At 69.1% G+C, this 18354-nt stretch carries 15 protein-coding genes and 1 tRNA gene; 11 read left to right on the top strand and 5 right to left on the bottom strand.

The features are described from left to right. The first annotated feature begins 12 nt into the window (after nt 1-12). From MBA17_RS26910 to MBA17_RS26900, 3 genes are all read left to right on the top strand, one after another. Complete coding sequence (locus MBA17_RS26910; RefSeq protein WP_238499365.1) at nt 13-1203, top strand: ROK family protein; 1191 nt, start codon at nt 13-15, stop codon at nt 1201-1203. A gap of 148 nt (nt 1204-1351) precedes the next feature. After that, nucleotides 1352-4189: a carbohydrate-binding protein gene (locus MBA17_RS26905; RefSeq protein ID WP_238499364.1), complete on the top strand. Its 2838-nt coding sequence runs from the start codon at nt 1352-1354 to the stop codon at nt 4187-4189. Between the two features lie 107 nt (nt 4190-4296). After that, nucleotides 4297-5997, top strand: coding sequence for a ThuA domain-containing protein (locus MBA17_RS26900; protein WP_238499363.1), 1701 nt, complete (start codon nt 4297-4299; stop codon nt 5995-5997). Nucleotides 5998-6294: 297 nt separating this feature from the next. Here the strand turns inward: MBA17_RS26900 and MBA17_RS26895 are convergent, their stop codons facing one another. The 4 genes from MBA17_RS26895 to MBA17_RS26880 form a co-directional block, all read right to left on the bottom strand. Then, nucleotides 6295-7203 carry an SDR family oxidoreductase gene (locus MBA17_RS26895; protein ID WP_238499362.1) on the bottom strand — a complete coding sequence of 303 codons (909 nt, stop codon included), beginning with the start codon at nt 7201-7203 and terminating at the stop codon, nt 6295-6297. Further along, on the bottom strand, nt 7200-7808 hold the full coding sequence (locus MBA17_RS26890; RefSeq protein ID WP_238499361.1) for a TetR/AcrR family transcriptional regulator: 609 nt from the start codon (nt 7806-7808) through the stop codon (nt 7200-7202). Before MBA17_RS26890 ends, MBA17_RS26895 begins: the two co-directional genes overlap by 4 nt. A gap of 325 nt (nt 7809-8133) precedes the next feature. After that, nucleotides 8134-9102: a TetR/AcrR family transcriptional regulator gene (locus tag MBA17_RS26885; protein WP_238499360.1), complete on the bottom strand. Its 969-nt coding sequence runs from the start codon at nt 9100-9102 to the stop codon at nt 8134-8136. 73 nt (nt 9103-9175) lie between these two features. Next, nucleotides 9176-10114: an acyl-CoA desaturase gene (locus tag MBA17_RS26880; protein ID WP_238499359.1), complete on the bottom strand. Its 939-nt coding sequence runs from the start codon at nt 10112-10114 to the stop codon at nt 9176-9178. 276 nt (nt 10115-10390) lie between these two features. Between MBA17_RS26880 and MBA17_RS26875 the strand changes: the two genes are divergently transcribed. The 5 genes from MBA17_RS26875 (at nt 10391) to pth (ending at nt 14544) form a co-directional block, all read left to right on the top strand. Further along, a tRNA-Gln gene (locus MBA17_RS26875) sits at nt 10391-10462 on the top strand. A 176-nt stretch (nt 10463-10638) separates the two neighbouring features. After that, on the top strand, nt 10639-12096 hold the full coding sequence (glmU, locus tag MBA17_RS26870; protein WP_238499358.1) for a bifunctional UDP-N-acetylglucosamine diphosphorylase/glucosamine-1-phosphate N-acetyltransferase GlmU: 1458 nt from the start codon (nt 10639-10641) through the stop codon (nt 12094-12096). 46 nt (nt 12097-12142) lie between these two features. Next, nucleotides 12143-13120: a ribose-phosphate diphosphokinase gene (locus MBA17_RS26865; protein WP_455432859.1), complete on the top strand. Its 978-nt coding sequence runs from the start codon at nt 12143-12145 to the stop codon at nt 13118-13120. Between the two features lie 101 nt (nt 13121-13221). Further along, nucleotides 13222-13827, top strand: a complete 606-nt coding sequence (locus MBA17_RS26860; protein WP_238499357.1) for a 50S ribosomal protein L25/general stress protein Ctc — start codon at nt 13222-13224, stop codon at nt 13825-13827. A gap of 120 nt (nt 13828-13947) precedes the next feature. Next, entirely contained in the window at nt 13948-14544 is a 597-nt protein-coding gene (gene pth, locus MBA17_RS26855; RefSeq protein ID WP_238499356.1) for an aminoacyl-tRNA hydrolase, read from the top strand. Here the strand turns inward: pth and MBA17_RS26850 are convergent. Beyond that, nucleotides 14519-15124, bottom strand: a complete 606-nt coding sequence (locus MBA17_RS26850; protein WP_238499355.1) for a 3'-5' exonuclease — start codon at nt 15122-15124, stop codon at nt 14519-14521. The genes pth and MBA17_RS26850 overlap by 26 nt on opposite strands. Before the next feature lie 59 nt (nt 15125-15183). On the opposite strand from MBA17_RS26850, the gene MBA17_RS26845 reads away from it, so the two are divergent. Genes MBA17_RS26845 through cysD form a run of 3 tightly spaced genes read left to right on the top strand, consistent with a single transcriptional unit; the run spans nt 15184 to nt 18353 of the window. Then, complete coding sequence (locus MBA17_RS26845; protein ID WP_455432858.1) at nt 15184-16650, top strand: sugar transferase; 1467 nt, start codon at nt 15184-15186, stop codon at nt 16648-16650. Continuing rightward, complete coding sequence (locus tag MBA17_RS26840; RefSeq protein ID WP_238499354.1) at nt 16650-17414, top strand: 3'(2'),5'-bisphosphate nucleotidase CysQ; 765 nt, start codon at nt 16650-16652, stop codon at nt 17412-17414. Before MBA17_RS26845 ends, MBA17_RS26840 begins: the two co-directional genes overlap by 1 nt. Before the next feature lie 24 nt (nt 17415-17438). After that, nucleotides 17439-18353, top strand: coding sequence for a sulfate adenylyltransferase subunit CysD (cysD, locus tag MBA17_RS26835; protein ID WP_238499353.1), 915 nt, complete (start codon nt 17439-17441; stop codon nt 18351-18353). The last annotated feature ends 1 nt before the right edge of the window (nt 18354 follow it).

Genomic DNA, 18354 nt, shown 5'->3' with positions numbered 1-18354 from the left:
TACGGAGGCGACGTGAAGCGAAACGCGGCTCGGCCGGAGAACGCGCACCAGGCACGGGTGCTGCGGTTGCTTCGGGGAGAAGGTGCCCGTTCGCGGGCCGACCTCGGCGACATCGTCCAGCTGTCCCGCTCCAAGATGGCCCTGGAACTCGACCGCCTCGCCGGCTCGGGGCTCGTGGAACTCGCCGGTCTGGCCGCCTCCCGGGGCGGCCGGCGTTCCGCCATGGTGCGCATCGCCTCGCACCTGCGCTTCGTCGGCATCGACATCGGCGCCACGTCGATCGACGTGGCCGTGACCAACGGTCAACTGGAGGTGCTGGGCAGCCTGTCCATGCCGGCGGACGTCCGGGACGGCCCGGCGGCCATCCTCGACCAGGCCCTGGACCTGCTCGGCAAGCTGCGCGCCGACGGCGGGGCCGGCGAGATCCGTGGCGTCGGCATCGGCGTCCCCGGCCCGGTCAGCTTCCGGGACGGGGTGTCGATCGTGCCGCCGATCATGCCCGGCTGGGACCACTTCCCCATCAGGGAGGCGCTCAGCCAGGAACTGGGCTGCCCGGTGCTCGTCGACAACGACGTGAACATCATGGCGCTCGGCGAACTGCACGCCGGGGTCGCCAGGTCCGTGGACGACTTCTTCCTCGTGAAGATCGGCACCGGGATAGGGTGCGGGATCGTCGTCGACGGCAAGATCTACCGCGGCGTCTCCGGCAGCGCCGGCGACATCGGTCACATCCGGGTGGACGACTACGGTCCCACCTGCGCGTGCGGTAACACCGGCTGCCTGGAGGCGTACTTCGGCGGTGCCGCGCTCGCCCGGGACGCCGTGCTCACGGCGCGCTCCGGCCGCTCGCCGTACCTGGCCGAGGCGCTGTCCGAGCGGGGCAGGCTCACCGGCGAGGACGTGGCGGCGGCGGTGGCGGCGGGCGACGCGGCGGCCGTGCAGATGATCCGGGACGGGGGGCGGCGAGTCGGTCAGGTGATCGCCGGCCTGGTGAGCTTCATCAACCCCGGACTGGTGATCGTCGCGGGTGGCGTCGCCGGTCTCGGTCACACCCTGCTCGCGGAGATCCGCAGCGTCGTCTACCAGCGGTCGCCCCCGCTGGCGACCGGGAACATGCCGATCGTCCTCTCCGAACTCGGGGGAGCGGCGGGCGTCATCGGGGCGACCAGGCTGATCAGCGACTACGTGTTCGCCGCCCCCTAGTACGGCGGTTTCTCCACTCACCCCCCGGCCAAGGGCCGTCCAGGGCGGGCACAACCGGCACGGCGTTCGACGCGCCGCGGCCCGGCTTGTGCTGCCCGTGTCCGGCCGACGGCGCGTCTAACCCGACCTCCAGTCAGGAGAAGCGACCATGCCACGATTACGGCGTCCGTTGTGGCGGCTCGGCGCGGCGATCACGCTCGCCATGGCGGCGGGCGTCTTCGCCCTCACCCCCGCCGCGGCGGCCCACCCTGGGCCGCACGCGGCCGAGCCGACGGATTTCCAGCAGGTGACGCTCGCCCGGGGCGTCGATGAGATGGGTGAGCCCATGGGGCTCGCCGTACTGCCCGACAGGTCCGTTCTGCACACCTCCCGTGACGGGACCGTGCGGCTGACCGACGCCGCCGGCAACACCAAGGTCGCGGGGAAGATCCCCGTCTACTCCCACGACGAGGAGGGCCTGCAGAGTATCCAGGTCGACGCGGGCTTCGCCGCCAACCGGTGGGTGTACCTGTTCTACGCGCCGCCGCTGTCCACCCCGGCCGGGGACGCCCCGCGCGACGGGAGCGGGCCTGGGGCGTTCGACGTCTGGAAGGGGCACAACCAGTTGTCCCGGTTCAAGCTGGCCGGCGATGGGACGCTCACCCTGAGCAGCGAGCAGAAGATCCTCCAGGTGCCGGCCGACCGGGGGATCTGCTGCCACGTGGGCGGCGACATCGAGTTCGACGCACAGGGCAACCTGTACCTGTCCACCGGCGACGACACCAACCCCTTCGAGTCCGACGGCTACACCCCCATCGACGAGCGGACGACCAGAAACCCGGCGTTCGACGCGCAGCGCAGCTCCGCCAACAGCGCCGACCTGCGTGGCAAGGTGCTGCGGATCAAGGTGAACGCCGACGGGTCGTACGCGATCCCGCAGGGCAACATGTTCCCGCCGGGTACGGCCGGCACCAGGCCCGAGGTCTACGCGATGGGGTTCCGCAACCCGTTCCGGATGGCCGTCGACAAGGCCAGTGGCGTCGTCTACCTCGGTGACTACGGCCCGGACGCCGGCGGTGCGAGCGCTCGCGGGCCCGGCGGCCAGGTGGAGTTCACCCGGATCACCGCGCCGGGGTTCTTCGGCTGGCCGTACTGCACGGGTGACAACGCCGTGGCGGAGACCTACGCGGACCACAACTTCGCCACCGGGGCGACCGGAGCCGCGTTCGACTGCCAGAACGGGCCGGCGAACAACTCGCCGCGTAACACCGGACAGCAGAGCCTGCCCAAACCGGTGGCCGCCTGGATCGACTACGACGGCTGCTCGGTGCCGCAGTTCTGCACCACGTCCTACGGCGGCGAGTCGCCCATGGGCGGGCCGGTCTACCACTACGACGACGCCCTGGACTCCGACGTCAAGTTCCCGGCGGAACTCGACCAGCACGTCTTCATCGGTGAGTACGGTCGCCGCTGGATCAAACACGTCGAAGTGGGCGCAGGCGGTGCGGCCGGCGCCATTCACGACTTCCCGTGGGCCGGCACCCAGGTCATGGACATGACCTTCGGCCCGGAGGGCGCGCTCTACGTCCTCGACTACGGCACCGGCGGATTCACCGGGGACGCCAACTCGGCGCTCTACCGCATCGAGTACGTCGGCGGGTCGAACAGGTCCCCGACCGCCAACGCGAGCGGCGTCCCGACCTCGGGACAGGCCCCGCTGACCGTGACCTTCTCCGCCGCGGGAAGCGCCGATCCGGAAGGGGACGCGCTCACCTACGCGTGGCGGTTCGGCGACGGCGGCACCTCCACCCAGGCCGCGCCGACCCACACTTACACGGCGAACGGGACCTACACGGCCACCCTCACGGTGACCGACCCCGACGGCGCCACCGGGTCGGACAACGTCACCGTCACCGTGGGGAACACCGCGCCCACTGTACGGCTCGACCTGCCCGCCGACGGGCGGCTGTTCGGCTTCGGCGACGCCGTGCCGTACCGGGTCACGGTGACCGATCCGGAGGACGGGCAGATCGACTGCTCCAAGGTCAAGGTGACGTACCTGCTCGGCCACGACAGCCACCAGCACAAGCTGGCCGAGGCCACCGGCTGTTCCGGCACCCTCCAGACGCCGGTGGACGGCGAGCACGACCCGAACGCCAACATCCACGGCGTGTTCGCCGCCGACTACACCGACGCCGGCGGGCTGAACGGTCACGTGGAGCACATCGCCCAGCCGAAGACCCGTCAGGCCGAGCACTTCGGCCGGCAGAGCGGGGTCGACGTCATCGACAAGGGCGCGGCCCACGGCGCCAAGACGGTGGGCAACGTGCACGCCGGTGACTGGATCGCCTTCAAGCCGTACGCGTTGGGCGACGCCACGACGTTCACCGCGCGCGTCTCCTCGGGCGGCGTCGGCGGGACCCTCCAGGTGCGGAGCGGGTCGCAGGCCGGGCCGGTGCTGGGCTCCGTCGCCGTACCGGTGACCGGTGGCTGGGAGACGTTCACCAACGTCAGCACCGCCCTGACCAACCGCCCGTCCGGCACGACCGAGCTGTTCCTGGTCTTCACCGGCGGATCCGGCGCGCTCTTCGACGTGGACGACTTCACCTTCGCCACCGGTGCCGCCGCCGGGCAGATCACGGGTGTGAACGGCCAGTGCGTCGATGTCGCGGGCGCGGGCACGGCGGACGGTACGAAGATCCAGTTGTACGGGTGCAACGGGACGGGTGCGCAGCGGTGGTCGTTGCCGGGTGATGGCACGGTTCGCGCGCTGGGCAAGTGCATGGACGTCAAGGGCGGTGCGGTGAACGATGGGGCGTGGGTGCAGTTGTGGTCGTGCAACGGCACCGGGGCTCAGCAGTGGCAGCCGCAGGCGAACGGGTCGTTGCGGAATCCGCAGTCGGGCAAGTGCCTGGACGCCGAGGGTGCCGGTACGGGTAACGGCACCCGTCTGATCATCTGGACCTGCCAGGGATCCGTCAACCAGAAGTGGACCCTCCCCGCCTGACCACCCTCCCGAGAACCACCCCCCGAGAACCACCGGGCCGGGAGCCCACCCCCCTAGCTCCCGGCCCGGTCCCGCCCAAACGCCCTCTCCCAAGGAGGAACCCCCCAATGGGCAAGATCACGCGGCTGATCGCCGCAGTGGCGGCCGGCGGTCTCATCGCCGGCGTCATGGCCACGACCGCCGTCCCCGCGGTCGCCGACCCCGCCTACCAGGTGCTCGTCTTCTCCAAGACGGCAGGATTCCGGCACGACTCGATCCCCGACGGCATCCAGGCGATCAGGGAACTCGGCACGCAGAACGGCTTCACCGTCACCGCCACCGAGGACGGCGGCGCCTTCACCACGGGCAACCTCGCGCAGTACGAGGCGGTGATCTTCCTCAGCACCACCGGCGACGTGCTCGACGCAGCCCAGCAGACGGCGTTCGAGTCCTACGTCAGAGCGGGCGGTGGCTTCGCCGGCGTCCACTCGGCCGCCGACACCGAATACGACTGGCCGTTCTACGGCGGGCTCGTCGGCGCCTACTTCAAATCCCACCCGCAGAACCAGGACGCCACCATCAAGGTGGAGGACCGGGCCCATGCCGCCACCGCGCACCTCGGCTCCACCTGGTCCCGCCACGACGAGTGGTACAACTACCGGTCCAGCCCGCGCGCCGGCCTGCACGTCCTGGCCTCGCTCGACGAGGGGTCGTACTCCGGCGGCGACATGGGCGACCACCCGACGGCCTGGTGCCAGACATACCAGGGCGGCCGGTCCTGGTACTCCGGCGGCGGCCACACCAAGCAGTCGTACGCCGAACCCGCCTTCCGACGGCACCTGCTGGGCGGCATCCGCTACGCGGCGGGTGTGACCAAAGCCGACTGCCGTCCGGAGAACGGCTACACGCCCCTGTACGACGGCGGCGTCGTCGGCTGGAAGCAGGCGGGGCCGGGCGGCTTCACCGACGCGGACGCCACGCTGACCTCCCACGGCGGGCTGGGCATGCTGTGGTACTCGGCCAAGGAGTTCCGCGCCTACTCCCTGAAGCTGGACTGGAAGCTCCACGGCGACGACAACTCCGGCGTCTTCCTCGGCTTCCCCGCGAGCGACGACCCGTGGTCGGCGGTCAACAACGGCTACGAGGTGCAGATCGACGCCACCGACACGCCGGACAGGACCACCGGCGCGGTGTACGGGTTCAAGGGCGCGGACACCGCGGCACGCGACTCGGCGCTGAACCCGCCGGGCGAGTGGAACACCTTCGAACTTTTCGTCGAGGGGGAGCGGCTCCAGGTGTTCCTCAACGGGGTGAAGGTCAACGACTTCACCAACACCGACCCGGTACGCAGCCTGCGGCAGGGCCACATCGGCGTGCAGAACCACGGCACCGGCGACGAGACGTCCTTCCGCGACATCCGGATCAAGGAACTGGGAACCGGCGGCGTCGTCGGCCAGATCACCGGCGTGAACGGCCAGTGCGTCGATGTGCAGAGTTCCGGCACGGCGGACGGTACGAAGATCCAGTTGTACGGGTGCAACGGGACGGGTGCGCAGCGGTGGTCGTTGCCGGGTGATGGCACGGTTCGCGCGCTGGGCAAGTGCATGGACGTCAAGGGTGGTGCGGTGAACGATGGGGCGTGGGTGCAGTTGTGGTCGTGTAACGGCACCGGGGCTCAGCAGTGGCAGCCGCAGGCGAACGGGTCGTTGCGGAATCCGCAGTCGGGCAAGTGCCTGGACGCCGAAGGCGGCGGTACTGGTAACGGCACCCGTTTGATCATCTGGACCTGCCAGGGATCCGTCAACCAGAAGTGGACCCTCCCCGTCTGACCTCCTTCAACTCCGCCCCAGCAGGCGAGTGGCGCACCGCCGCCGACCGCGACGGTGCGCCACCCACCTAACCCGTCCCGTCCCGTACGGCGGTGCGCCGATGCTCCAGGTGAGCCGAGCCGAGCCGAGCCGAGCCGAGCCGAGCCGAGCCGAGCCGAGCCGAGCCGAGCCGAGCCGAGCCGAGCCGAGCCGAGCCGATGCCGATGCCGATGCCGATGCCGATGCTCAGCGTGAGCTGAGCCGATCGGCCTGACCCCGTGTGTCAGCGGTAGTCCTCAGCGTCACCCTGACCCCGGGTCAGCGGTAGTCCTCAGGGACGGCCCCGCCCTCACGCAGGCTCGCGCCGTAGTAGCCGCCCCAGTCGGGCCGGGAGCCGTCGGCGTCGGTGAAGCCGTACTCCTTGGCCAGTCCCCAGGTCGCCAGGGACTGACCGGTCCAACGGCTCACCTGCGGGTCGGCGGCGAGCGCGACCACCGTGCGGCCGAGGTAGACGGGGGTCTCCGACATGGCGAAGTAGGGATCTTTCGCGATGCCGTCGCGCCAGGTGTCCTCGGTCACGCCGAAGTGGTCGAGCATCGCCTCCGACCGCAGGAACCCGGGGGTGAGCGCGACCGCGGTCACGCCGTACGGACGCAGGTCGCCCGCCTGTGCCTGAGCCGTCCGGATGACGCTGGATTTGGCCAGGTCGTAGAAGAAGGTGCCCCGGTAGCCCTGGTCGGCGGTGCCGTCGGTGACCTCCACGACCAGGCCGCGGCGGCGGGCCACCAGCAACGGCAGGACGTGCCAGCTGGTGATGATGTGCGTGTGCACGGCCTGCCGCTGCAGCGACAGGCCGGTATCGAGTGGCTGCTCCCACAGCGGCTTGTCCCACACCGTCAGCGGGTCCCCGCCCCAGACGTTGTTCACCAGGATGTCGAGCCTGCCGCCCTGTTCCCGGTCGATCCGCGCCGTCAACTCCGCCACCTGGGCGATGTCCAGATGATCGGTGGGTACGGCGATGCCGTGGCCGCCGGCGGCGGTCACCAGCTCGGCGGTCTCCTCGATGGTCTCGGGGCGGTTCATCGGCGATCTCGCCGCCGCCGTACTGCGGCCGGTGACGTAGACGGTCGCGCCGGCCGCGCCGAGCTGGACCGCCGTCCCCCGGCCGCCGCCGCGGGTGGCCCCGCTCACCAGGGCGACCTGCCCGGTCAGTGGTCTGTCTGTCACTGGTCCTCCTCGTTGCGCCGGTACGGGTCGAGCAGCGTGTTCAGGTCACAGCGGAGCGTCTCGCCGAGCGTCCCCGACCTGGTCATCGCCCAGGTGATCTGGGTGCCGTTGCGGATGGAGTCGACCGCGGCGGCGAGCGCGTCGACGTCGGCGCCCGCTACCAGGTGCCCGCCCGTCACCGCGCTCCGCAGGTAATCGGCCAGCTCGGCACGGAACGCCGCGTCGTGCTCGCCCAGCAGCGCGCGGAACTCGTCGTCGGCCAGTTCCAGGTGCAGGAACGCGAGGTGGTTGGCGAACTCCTCCGGCCCCATGTCGGACCCCGCTCCGTGCACCACGGCCCGGATCAGACCTTCGACCGGGTCCGGGGCCGTCTCGAAGGCGGCCCGCATCGGCCGGAGGAACGTCTGCTCCGACAGTCCCCATCGGACGAATCCGAGCAGCAGATCACGTTTGCTGCCGTACCGCCCGACGAGCACCCCCGTCGAGACTCCGGCTTCCTTGGCGACGTCGGCCAGGGTCAGCCGGCTCGGCCCCACCCGCCCGACCATGGTGGCGAGCGCGGCCATGATGCGCTCCTCACTGATCGTGCGCGGTCGTCCCGCCATGCCCTCTCCCAATTAAATAATGAACAGTCATTATCTTATAGCACAACGCGACGGCACCCAAGGTGGACGAGTGGCAGGTGCTCTACGAAGGAGGCCGCCGTGATCGCGTCGCCGTACCGCGTGGACCCGCGGTGTCAGGATGTGCCGGGGTGCGGTGGATCCGTGCATGCCGTGGCGGTGGCGGCACACCTGCGCTTCGGCCGGACAGTGCGGGATTCTCCGCCCGCAGCCAGATCGTGTCCGGTGAGCCGCCGTCTCAGGGCTGCCGTCTCAGGGCTGCCGTCTCAGGGTTGCCGTCTCAGGGTTGCCGTCTCAGGGCCGCCGGTCACTCGCTCTGGTCGACCCGTGGCTGTTCGGCGTGTCGGAGTTTGCCCGCCGCCCGCTCGGCCAGCCGCGCCTCCCGCTGCCGGAGCTTCTCCTGTTCCTTCAGTTCGCGTTCGCGCGCCTTCTCCTGCTCGCGCAGCAACTTCTCCTGCTCCTTGCGCTCACGCTCGCGCGCCCGATCCAGGTCACGCTGCTCCCGCTGCCGGAGCTTCTCCTGCTCCTTCAGCTCCCGCTCGCGCGCCTTCTCCTGCTCGCGAAGGAGTTTCTCCTGCTCGCGCAGCTCCTTCTCGCTCGGCCGTACGGCAGGCGGGTGGCTCGCGGCCCGTTGTTCCATCGCGCGCGAGGCTGACGTGAGGCCGGGGAGCGGGGCCAGTCCCGTCAGGCCGTTCCAGGCCAGGTTGACCACGTGGGCGGCGACCTCCTCGCGTGGCGGTTTCCGGACATCGAGCCACCACTGGCCGGTCAGCGCGACCATGCCGACGAGCATCTGGGCGTACATCGGCGCGAGTTTGGGGTCGTAGTTCCGGTTGTTGAACTCGTCGGCCAGCACGTCCTCGACCTGGCTGGCGATGTCGCTGATCAGGCTCGCGAAGGTGCCGGTGCCCGAGGCCGCGTGCGAGTCGCGCACCAGGATGCGGAACCCCTCGCTGCTCTCCTCGATGTACCGCAGCAGGGCCAGGGCGGCGCGCTCCAGTTTCACCAGCGCGTGCGCGGCCGACAGGGCTTCGGTGACCATGCCGAGCAGTTTCTGCATCTCCCGGTCGACGACGACCGCGTAGATGCCCTCCTTGCCGCCGAAGTGCTCGTAGACCACCGGCTTGGAGACCAGGGCGCTGGCCGCGATCTCCTCGATGGAGGTGCCGTCGAATCCCTTCTCCGCGAACAGGGCACGACTGATCTCGATCAGTTGCTCTCTTCGCTCCTTGCCGGACATGCGTCTGCGGGAGGGGGATTCGCTCACAGGTCTCATAATGCCCGCAGATGGGACGTTAGCGGGAATACGGGCCGTCTCGACGACGGCCCGCTCACCGACCGCGGTGACTTCAGGCAATGCGCTTCGCCGCCAAGCGGGCGGGGTCGGGCCACCGGACGTCGTACACCCAGCCGGCCTTCTCGAACCAGTGGATGAGCCCGGCGCTCAGGTCGATCTGGCCCTTCAGCGCGCCGTGCCGCGCGCAGGTGGGGTCGGAGTGGTGCAGGTTGTGCCAGGACTCGCCGAACGAGGGGATGGCCAGCCACCACACGTTCCGCGACTTGTCGCGCACCTCGAAGTCCTCTTCGCCGAAGACGTGGCAGATCGAGTTGATCGACCAGGTCACGTGGTGCAGGAGTCCGATCCTGACCAGGGTGCCCCAGAAGAACGCCGTCGCCGCCCCCCACAGGGACCAGGTCAGCAGCCCGCCCAGCACCGCGGGCAACACCATCGAGGTGATCGCCAGCACCGGGAAGAACTTGTGCAGCTTCTGGATGTCGGGATCCTTGACGAGATCCGGCGCGTACTTCTCCCGGTTGGTGCGCTCGGTCTCGAACAGCCAGCCCATGTGGGCGTAGAGCAGGCCCTTGCTCAGGGCCCGGAAACCGGGGCCGAAGCGCCACGGAGAGTGCGGGTCGCCCTCCTTGTCGGAGAACTTGTGATGCTTGCGGTGGGTGGCCACCCAGTCGAGCACCGACATCTCCAGCGACAGGCTGCCCGCGATGCCCAGCGCGATCTTCATCGGCCGCTTGGCCTTGAACGAGCCGTGCGTGAAGTAGCGGTGCAGGCCGACGGTGACGCCCAGGCCCGTGACGACGTAGAAGACGAAGGCGATGACGATGTCCGTCCAGCCCAGTCCCCAGCCCCAGGCGAACGGCACGGCGGCGAGGATGGCGAGCAGGGGCGTCGCCACCACGACGCCGAACGTGATGAGCTCGGGCCTGGTCTTCGGCTCCGGATCCACATCGGGTTTCGGCTGGCCTGATGTGCGTTCGACGACAACGGTCATGGGCTGCCTTTCGCTATAGCTATGGGACGTATGTCCTGCCTACGCAACCGTAACTTACGCGAGCGTAAGTTAGTAGCCCCTAAGTTGTGCTTGACCGAGAGCTGACGGTCGCTTGGGAGTTCCGTGGTCTGCCCGGTCCGCATCGGCGCGCCAGGTTGCCGGCGGCGCGCGGGTGTGCGTGCGGAGGTAATCGGGTCGGCGACGCCGCCTGTCGTCGGTAGGATGGATGACCGTGGGCGGATCGGCGTCTATAGATGCCTGATTCGACCGGAACGATCCCGGATCGTCTAATAGGCAGGACTTTCGGTTTTGGTCCGAAATGTAGGGGTTCGAGTCCTCTTCCGGGAGCAGTGGCTGTAGTTCGGAGCCTCACCGGTGTGATTGACCGGTGGGGGTGGATGGCACCGTGGGGCGGGCAGGTATTCTCACGGTGTCGGGTGGGTTGCCGTGCGGCAAGCATGCGGTAGCCGTACGCCGTCCTATCCCGTCATGTCACAGCCGCGACGCCGAGGGAGCCTCAGTCCGTGAGTGTGCCGCGCCCGGCCGCCGTCGTCGTCCTCGCCGCAGGTGAGGGCACCCGGATGCGGTCGAGAACACCCAAGGTCCTGCATGAGCTGTGCGGCCGTGCGCTGGTCGATCACATGCTCACGGCCGCTCGAGGGCTGACGCCCGAGCGGCTCATCGTCGTCATCGGGCACGAGCGGGAGCGGATGCGGGAGCACCTGTCCGCGACCGGCCCCGACGCGTACCCGATCGTGCAGCAGGAGCAGCGGGGGACCGGTCACGCGGTTCGCACGGTGCTCGAAGAGGTCGGCACGATCAGCGGCACCGTCCTGGTCACCTATGGCGACACACCGCTGCTCCGCACCGAGACCCTCGCCGAACTGCTCGCCGTACACGCGGGCGAGGGCAACGCGGCCACCGTGCTGACGGCCAAGGTGCCCGATCCGACCGGTTACGGGCGGATCGTGCGTGACGAGACCGGTGCCGTGCTGGGCATCGTCGAGGAGAAGGACGCCAGCCCCGAGCAGCGGGCCGTCAACGAGATGAACTCCGGCGTCTACGCCTTCGACGGCACCCTGCTGACCGACGCGGTGAAGCGGGTCTCCACCGCCAACGCCCAGGGCGAGGAATACCTCACCGACGTGCTGTCCATCCTGCGGGAGGACGGGCACCGGGTGGGCGCGTTCGTCGCCGGCGACCATGTCGAGGTCGAGGGCGTCAACGACCGGGCGCAGCTGGCCTTCGCGGGCCGGGTGCTCAACAGCCGCATCCTGCTCGCGCACATGCGGGCCGGGGTCACCGTGGTCGATCCCGAGAGCACCTGGATCGACGTCGGCGTGACACTGGAGCCCGATGCCGTGATCATGCCGGGCAGCCAGCTGCACGGAACGACCAGCGTCGCCGCCGGCGCGACCATCGGCCCCGCGACCACGCTGACCGACACCGAGGTCGGCGAGGACGCGGTGGTGCGCAACTCGGTCTGCGAGGGCGCGAGGATCGGCCCCGAGGCCGCCGTCGGGCCGTACACCTACCTGCGCCCGGGCACCGTCCTGGGCCGCAAGGCCAAGGCGGGCGCGCACGTCGAGATGAAGAACGCCGAGATCGGCGAGGGCACCAAGGTGCCGCACCTGACCTACGTCGGCGACGCCACCATCGGGGCGGGCAGCAACATCGGCGCGGCGACGATCTTCGTCAACTACGACGGGGTCGAGAAGCGCCATATCACGGTCGGCGACCACGCCTTCGTCGGGTGCGACACCATGCTGGTGGCGCCCCTGACGATCGGCGACGGCGCCTACACGGCCGCGGGTTCCACGATCACCAATGACGTGCCGCCAGGGGCCATCGGAGTGGCCAGAGCGCGGCAGCGCACCATTGAAGGGTGGGTCGCGCGCAAGCGCGCGGGCACCAGGTCAGCGGAGGCGGCGCGCCGTGCGTCGGCCGAGCAGGCCGGACACCAACAGGAGAACGGCACGTGAGCGAGCGAGCAACCAGGCACATCGACCTTATCGACGGGGTGGCGAGGTGAGCGGCAAGAAGACCACAGGGGAGAAGAACCTGATGTTCTTCTCCGGTCGCGCCTACCCCGAGTTGGCCGAGGAGGTGGCGGCCAACCTCGGGATCGAGATGACTCCGACCAAACTCCACGACTTCGCCAACGGCGAGATCTATGCCCGCTATCTGGAATCCGTCCGGGGGTGCGACGCCTTCGTCATCCAGAGCCACACCGCTCCGATCAACAAGTGGGTGATGGAGCACCTCATCATGGTGGACGCGCTCAAGCGGGCGTCCGCCAAACGCATCACCGTGGTCATGCCGTTCTTCGGCTACGCCCGGCAGGACAAGAAGGGGCGGGGCCGCGAGCCGATCACCGCCCGGCTGATGGCCGACCTGTTCAAGACCGCGGGGGCCGACCGCATCATGTCGGTCGACCTGCACACCTCGCAGATCCAGGGCTTCTTCGACGGCCCGGTCGACCACCTGTTCGCGATGCCGGTGCTGGCCGGCTACCTCAAGGACAAGCTCGACCCCGCCAACACCACGATCGTCTCGCCCGACACCGGCCGGGTCCGCCTGTCGGAGCGGTGGGCCGACTCCCTCGGCACGCCGGTCGCCTTCATCCACAAGCGCCGTGATCTCGACGTGGCCAACTCGGTCAAGGTGCACGAGGTCGTCGGCGAGGTGCAGGGCCGTACCTGTGTGCTGATCGACGACATGATCGACACGGCGGGCACGATCTGCAAGGCCGCCGACGCGCTCTACGAGCAGGGCGCCACCGATGTCCTGGTGGTGGCCACGCACGCGGTGTTCTCCAGCCCGGCGGTCGACCGGATGAAGAACTCCCGGATCTCCGAGGTGATCGTCACCAACTCCCTGCCGATCCCGGAGGAGAAGCAGTTCGACAAGCTCACGGTCCTGTCGATCGCCCCGCTGATCGCCCGCGCGATCACCGCGGTCTTCAGCGACGGATCGGTGACGAGCTTGTTCGAAGGAGACAGCTAGCGTTGTAATCTAGTGAAGTTGCGCTCGTAACGCCTTCCGCTAGGGCGGGTGAGGGTGAGCGCATCCGTGGTCCATTCATCGCTATCCCTAGGAGATCAGCCATGTCCGAAGTACGCATCGCCGCCGAGCGGCGCAACGAGTTCGGCAAGGGTGCCGCTCGTAAGATCCGTCGTGCCAACAAGGTGCCCGCCATCCTGTACGGCCACGGCACCGACACGCAGCACCTGACCCTGCCGGGTCACGACCTGATGATCGCGCTGCGTACGGCCAACGTGCTGATCCGTATCCAGGGTGACGGCGTCAACGAGCTCGCGCTGCCCAAGGGCGTGCAGCGCGACCCCCTCAAGGGCTTCATCGAGCACATCGACCTGCTCCTGGTCAAGAGCGGTGAGAAGGTCACCGTCGAAATCCCGATCACCGTCGTCGGCGACATCCACCCCGACGGCATGCTCGACCAGCAGATGGTCTCCGTCGCGGTCGGCGCCGAGGCCACCCACATCCCGACGGAGATCGAGGTCTCCGTCGAGGGCATGGTGATCGGCACCCAGCTCACCGCCGCCGAGCTGACGCTGCCCGAGGGCGTCTCGCTCGTCGCCGAGCCGGAGGCCCTGGTGCTGCACGTCACGGCCAAGCCGACCGGTGCCGAAGAGGAGGCCGAGGGCGCCGAGGCTCCCACGGCCGAGGGCAACGGCGAGTCCGCCGAGTAGGGTTTCAGAGGCGTGTGCGGGCGGTCGGCGTCATGTCGGCCGCCCGCTGCCGTCGGCAGGACCGTCCGGGACGCCGTCTGGAAGCACCGTGGGAACCGCTGTCGAGCAGGGAGAGTGTCCGTGGACCGGTGGCTGATCGCGGGCCTGGGCAATCCTGGGCCGGAATATGCGGGCAATCGGCACAACGTCGGCTTTATGGTGCTTGAGGAGCTGGCCGCGCGGGCGGGCGGGCGGTTCAAGGTGCACAAAGCGCGGGCCGAGGTGCTCGAAGGCCGGCTCGCGGGCGGCCCCGCCGTACTGGCCAAGCCGTTGACCTTCATGAACCTGTCCGGCGGGCCGTGCAAGGCGCTGGCCGACTTCTACAAGGTCGAGCCGGCGCGCCTGATCGTCGTCCATGACGAGCTGGACATCCCGTACGGCGCGCTGCGGGCGAAGTTCGGCGGCGGCGACAACGGGCACAACGGGCTGAAGTCGATCACGAAGTCGCTGGGCTCACGCGACTACCTGCGGGTGCGGTTCGGCATCGGCAGGCCGCCGGGCCGGATGGACGCCGCGTCCTACGTGCTGCGCGACTTCGGCACGGCGGAGCGCAAGGATCTGCCCTACCTGGTCGATCGCGCGGCCGATGTGGTGGAGTCGCTGGTCACGCAAGGGCTGGAGGCGACCCAGAACTCCTTCCACGCCGGTGACCTCAATCCTTCCGGCCCTCCTCGCTGACCGGCCGGTTACCGGGCCAGGCCATCAGGTTCTGCAGCAGCTCGGCCTGCTCGATGGCGTCGTCGAGGGCGTTGTGGGTGTGCGGGCGCTGTGCGGCGAGGTTGCGTGGCATCTGCCGTTTGGTGGCCCAGCCGATGGTGACTCCTGCTTTAGCGGCATAGAGCGTCTTTATATCGATACAGCGGGAATGACCGAATGGTGAGCTGCCGGTGAAATTCATGAAGTACCAGTAAATCCACATCCAGTCGAAGGAAAGTGGATATGCGGCGAGTACCGGCACGGAAGCTCCGCAGACTTCCTTGATCCAGAGTGCGCACTCCGCCATCGCCTCCGCCGGATCACGCCCGTCACGCAGCAGGAGATCGCGGTCGAGCCCGCTCACCGCCAGCGCCTCGGCCACGAAGGCGTCGCTGATCGGCCTGATCTCGACGTAGAAGGTGCGGCTCTCGGGGTCGATCGGATCGAAGTGGCGGCCACGCATTCTGCCTGCGACGGTCATTCCCAGACTCACCATTGAATAAGGGCCTGGAATAGGACCATCGGCTTCAATGTCCACGGAGATGTACGTTTCAGCCTTCAAATCCCTTGCCTCCTTCCGTTCTATTACTGTCTCTTTATGCATGGTCAACGGGAGGGGGCATGATCGACGGCGAGATTTCTGCGGGCCTCGCAGAGGTGGCCGCACGCGGGCCGGCGATCATCCCCGCCGATCGCCCGCGCCTGCCACGGTGGATGCGACAGTATCGCGGCCGCGCCATGCTCGCGGATGTGGCCTGTGCCGTGCTCACCGGCGTGCTGGCGTTCACCGTCAGATTCGGCGAGATCACCCCCTACGTCACGCCCTACGTGGTGCTGAGCGCCGCGCTGCCGTTCCTGTGGGTCGGCGTGGTCGCGTTGAATCGAGCCTATGAGCCACGCCTGCTCGGGGTGGGGCCGGAGGAGTTCCGCCGGATCGTGCAGTGCGGGATGTTCCTGACCGCGGGCACCGCCGTCGTCTCCTACGTGACGAAGACCGACGTGGCCCGGGGTTACGTCGTGCTCGCGCTGCCGGTGACCACCATTCTCACGCTCGCCGCGAGATACGCGCTGCGCCGGTCGCTGCACGCCAGGCGCGCGGGTGGCGAGTGCATGAGCCGGGTCGTGGCGGTGGGTCACCCGGAGGGCGTCGCCGATCTGGTCCGCAGGTTCAGGCAGGAGCGCTACCACGGGATGGAGGTGGTGGCGGCGTGCCTGCCGGGCGACACCGGCGGCGAGGTGGAGGGCGTCGAGGTGCTCGGCGACTTCACCGACGTGCCGCTGGTGGTCGGCCAGGTCGCCGCCGACACGGTCGCGGTGCTCGCCTGCCCCGAGATGGACGGCGTGGCGCTGCGGCGGCTGGCCTGGCGGCTGGAGCGCACCCACACCGAGCTGGTCGTGGCCCCGGCCCTGATGGAGGTGGCCGGTCCGCGCACGACCATCCGTCCCGCGGCGGGGCTGCCGTTGCTCCATGTCGAGCATCCCGAGCTGGCGGGCGTGCGGCAACTGGTGAAGAACCTCTTCGACCGGGTGGTGGCCGGTGTGCTGCTGTTCGGGCTGCTGCCGGTGCTGGCCGGTCTGGCGCTCGCCGTACGGGCGTCGAGCCGGGGGCCCGCGCTGTTCAGGCAGACGCGGGTGGGGCGGGACGGGCGGGAGTTCACGATCTACAAGTTCCGCACCATGGCCGCCGACGCCGAGCGGCGCAGGATAGAGCTGGTCAGCGAGGGCGACGGGCTGCTGTTCAAGATCCGTCGTGATCCCCGGGTGACACCGCTCGGGGCCTGGCTGCGCCGCCACTCCATTGACGAGGCGCCGCAGCTCATCAACGTGCTGCTCGGTGACATGTCACTGGTCGGACCGCGCCCGCCGCTTCCCGCGGAGGTTGCCTGCTACGGCGACGACGTGCGCAGACGGCTGCTGGTACGACCGGGAATAACCGGTCTGTGGCAGGTGAGCGGCCGATCGGACCTGTCGTGGGAGGAATCTGTACGGCTGGACCTGCGTTACGTTGAGAACTGGTCGCTTATGTTAGACCTGCAAATTCTGTGGAAGACCTGGTCGGCTGTCGCCCGGGGAGCTGGAGCGTATTGATGACGATTAGGGATGACCACGCGCTTGCCGCGGAACTCGCCGCCGAGGCGGGTGACGTGCTGCTTGAGCTGCGAGCGCGGGTCGGGTTCGGTGACTCACGCGCGCTGCGTGACGAAGGTGACCGCGCCGCCCACCGCCACCTGATGGACGCCCTGGCCCGGCTGCGTCCCGGTGACAGCGTGCTGTCGGAGGAGGCCAGCCGCGAGGAGCGGCTCGACCCCCGGCGGCTGACGGCGGACCGGGTGTGGATCGTGGATCCGCTCGACGGCACGCGGGAGTTCGCCGAGGAGGGACGCACCGACTGGGCGGTGCACGTCGCCCTCTGGGAGCGTGGCGAGCTGTCCGCCGGAGCCGTCGCACTGCCCGCGCAGGGCCGTACGCTGTCGACGGGTGAGCCGCCGAAGCTGGCGGCGCCGCAGGCGGGTGTGATCCGGATCGCGGTCAGCCGGACACGTCCGCCGGAGTTCGTGCAGCGACTCGCCGCCCAGGTCGGCGGCGAGCTGGTGCCCATCGGCTCGGCGGGCGCCAAGATCTCCGCGGTGCTGACCGGCCAGGTCGAGGCGTACGTCCACGCCGGCGGGCAGTACGAATGGGACTCCGCCGCTCCCGTCGCCGTGGCGCTCGCCGCGGGCGCGCACGCCAGCCGGATCGACGGCGCACCGCTGGCCTACAACCGAGCCGACCCCTCGTTGCCCGATATCCTGGTCTCCCTACCGGAACTGGCGCCAATGTTGCTCGCCGGGATCCGGGACCTGCGTCGATAGAAAGTCATCCCGGAGGAAATAGCGATGCTTCAGCGCGACTACACCACGTCGCAACTCGACGTTCTCGAGGCGGAGGCCATCCACATCATGCGGGAGGTCGCCGCCGAGTTCGAGCGGCCCTGCCTGCTCTTCTCCGGCGGCAAGGACTCCATCGTGATGCTGCGCATCGCGGAGAAGGCGTTCTGGCCCGCACCCATTCCGTTCCCCCTCATGCACGTCGACACCGGGCACAACTTTCCCGAGGTGATCGAGTTCCGCGACAGGCGCGTCGCCGAGCTGGGGGCGCGGCTGGTCGTGGCCAGCGTGCAGAGCTCCATCGACGCCGGTCGGGTGGTCGAGGAGACCGGCAGGCGTGCCTCGCGTAACCGGCTGCAGACCACCACGCTGCTCGACGCCATCGAGGAGCAGCAGTTCGACGCGGTCTTCGGCGGGGCGAGGCGCGATGAGGAGAAGGCGCGGGCCAAGGAGCGGATCTTCTCCTTCCGCGACGACTTCGGCCAGTGGGACCCGAAGAACCAGCGCCCCGAGCTGTGGAACCTCTACAACGCCAAGATCCGCCAGGGTGAGCACATCCGGGTGTTCCCGCTCTCGAACTGGACCGAGCTGGACATCTGGGACTACATCCGCCGCGAGGAGATCGAGATCCCGTCGATCTACTTCGCGCACACGCGCAAGGTCTTCGAGCGTGACGGCATGCTGCTGTCCGACGCCGACGTGGTGAACCGGGCGGACGACGAGACGGTCTTCGAGACCACCGTCCGCTACCGCACGGTCGGCGACATGACCTGCACGGGCGCGGTGCAGTCGGCGGCCGCCAACGTCGACGACATCATCGCCGAGATCGCCGTCACCCGGATCACCGAGCGCGGCGCCACCAGGGCCGACGACCGAGCCTCCGAGGCCGCAATGGAAGACCGCAAGCGAGAAGGCTACTTCTAAC

Origin of the sequence: Dolomitihabitans soli (assembly GCF_022213955.1) — a bacterium.
Classification (GTDB): domain Bacteria; phylum Actinomycetota; class Actinomycetes; order Streptosporangiales; family Streptosporangiaceae; genus Streptosporangium_A; species Streptosporangium_A soli.
This window is presented reverse-complemented; position numbering and strand designations above follow the sequence as displayed.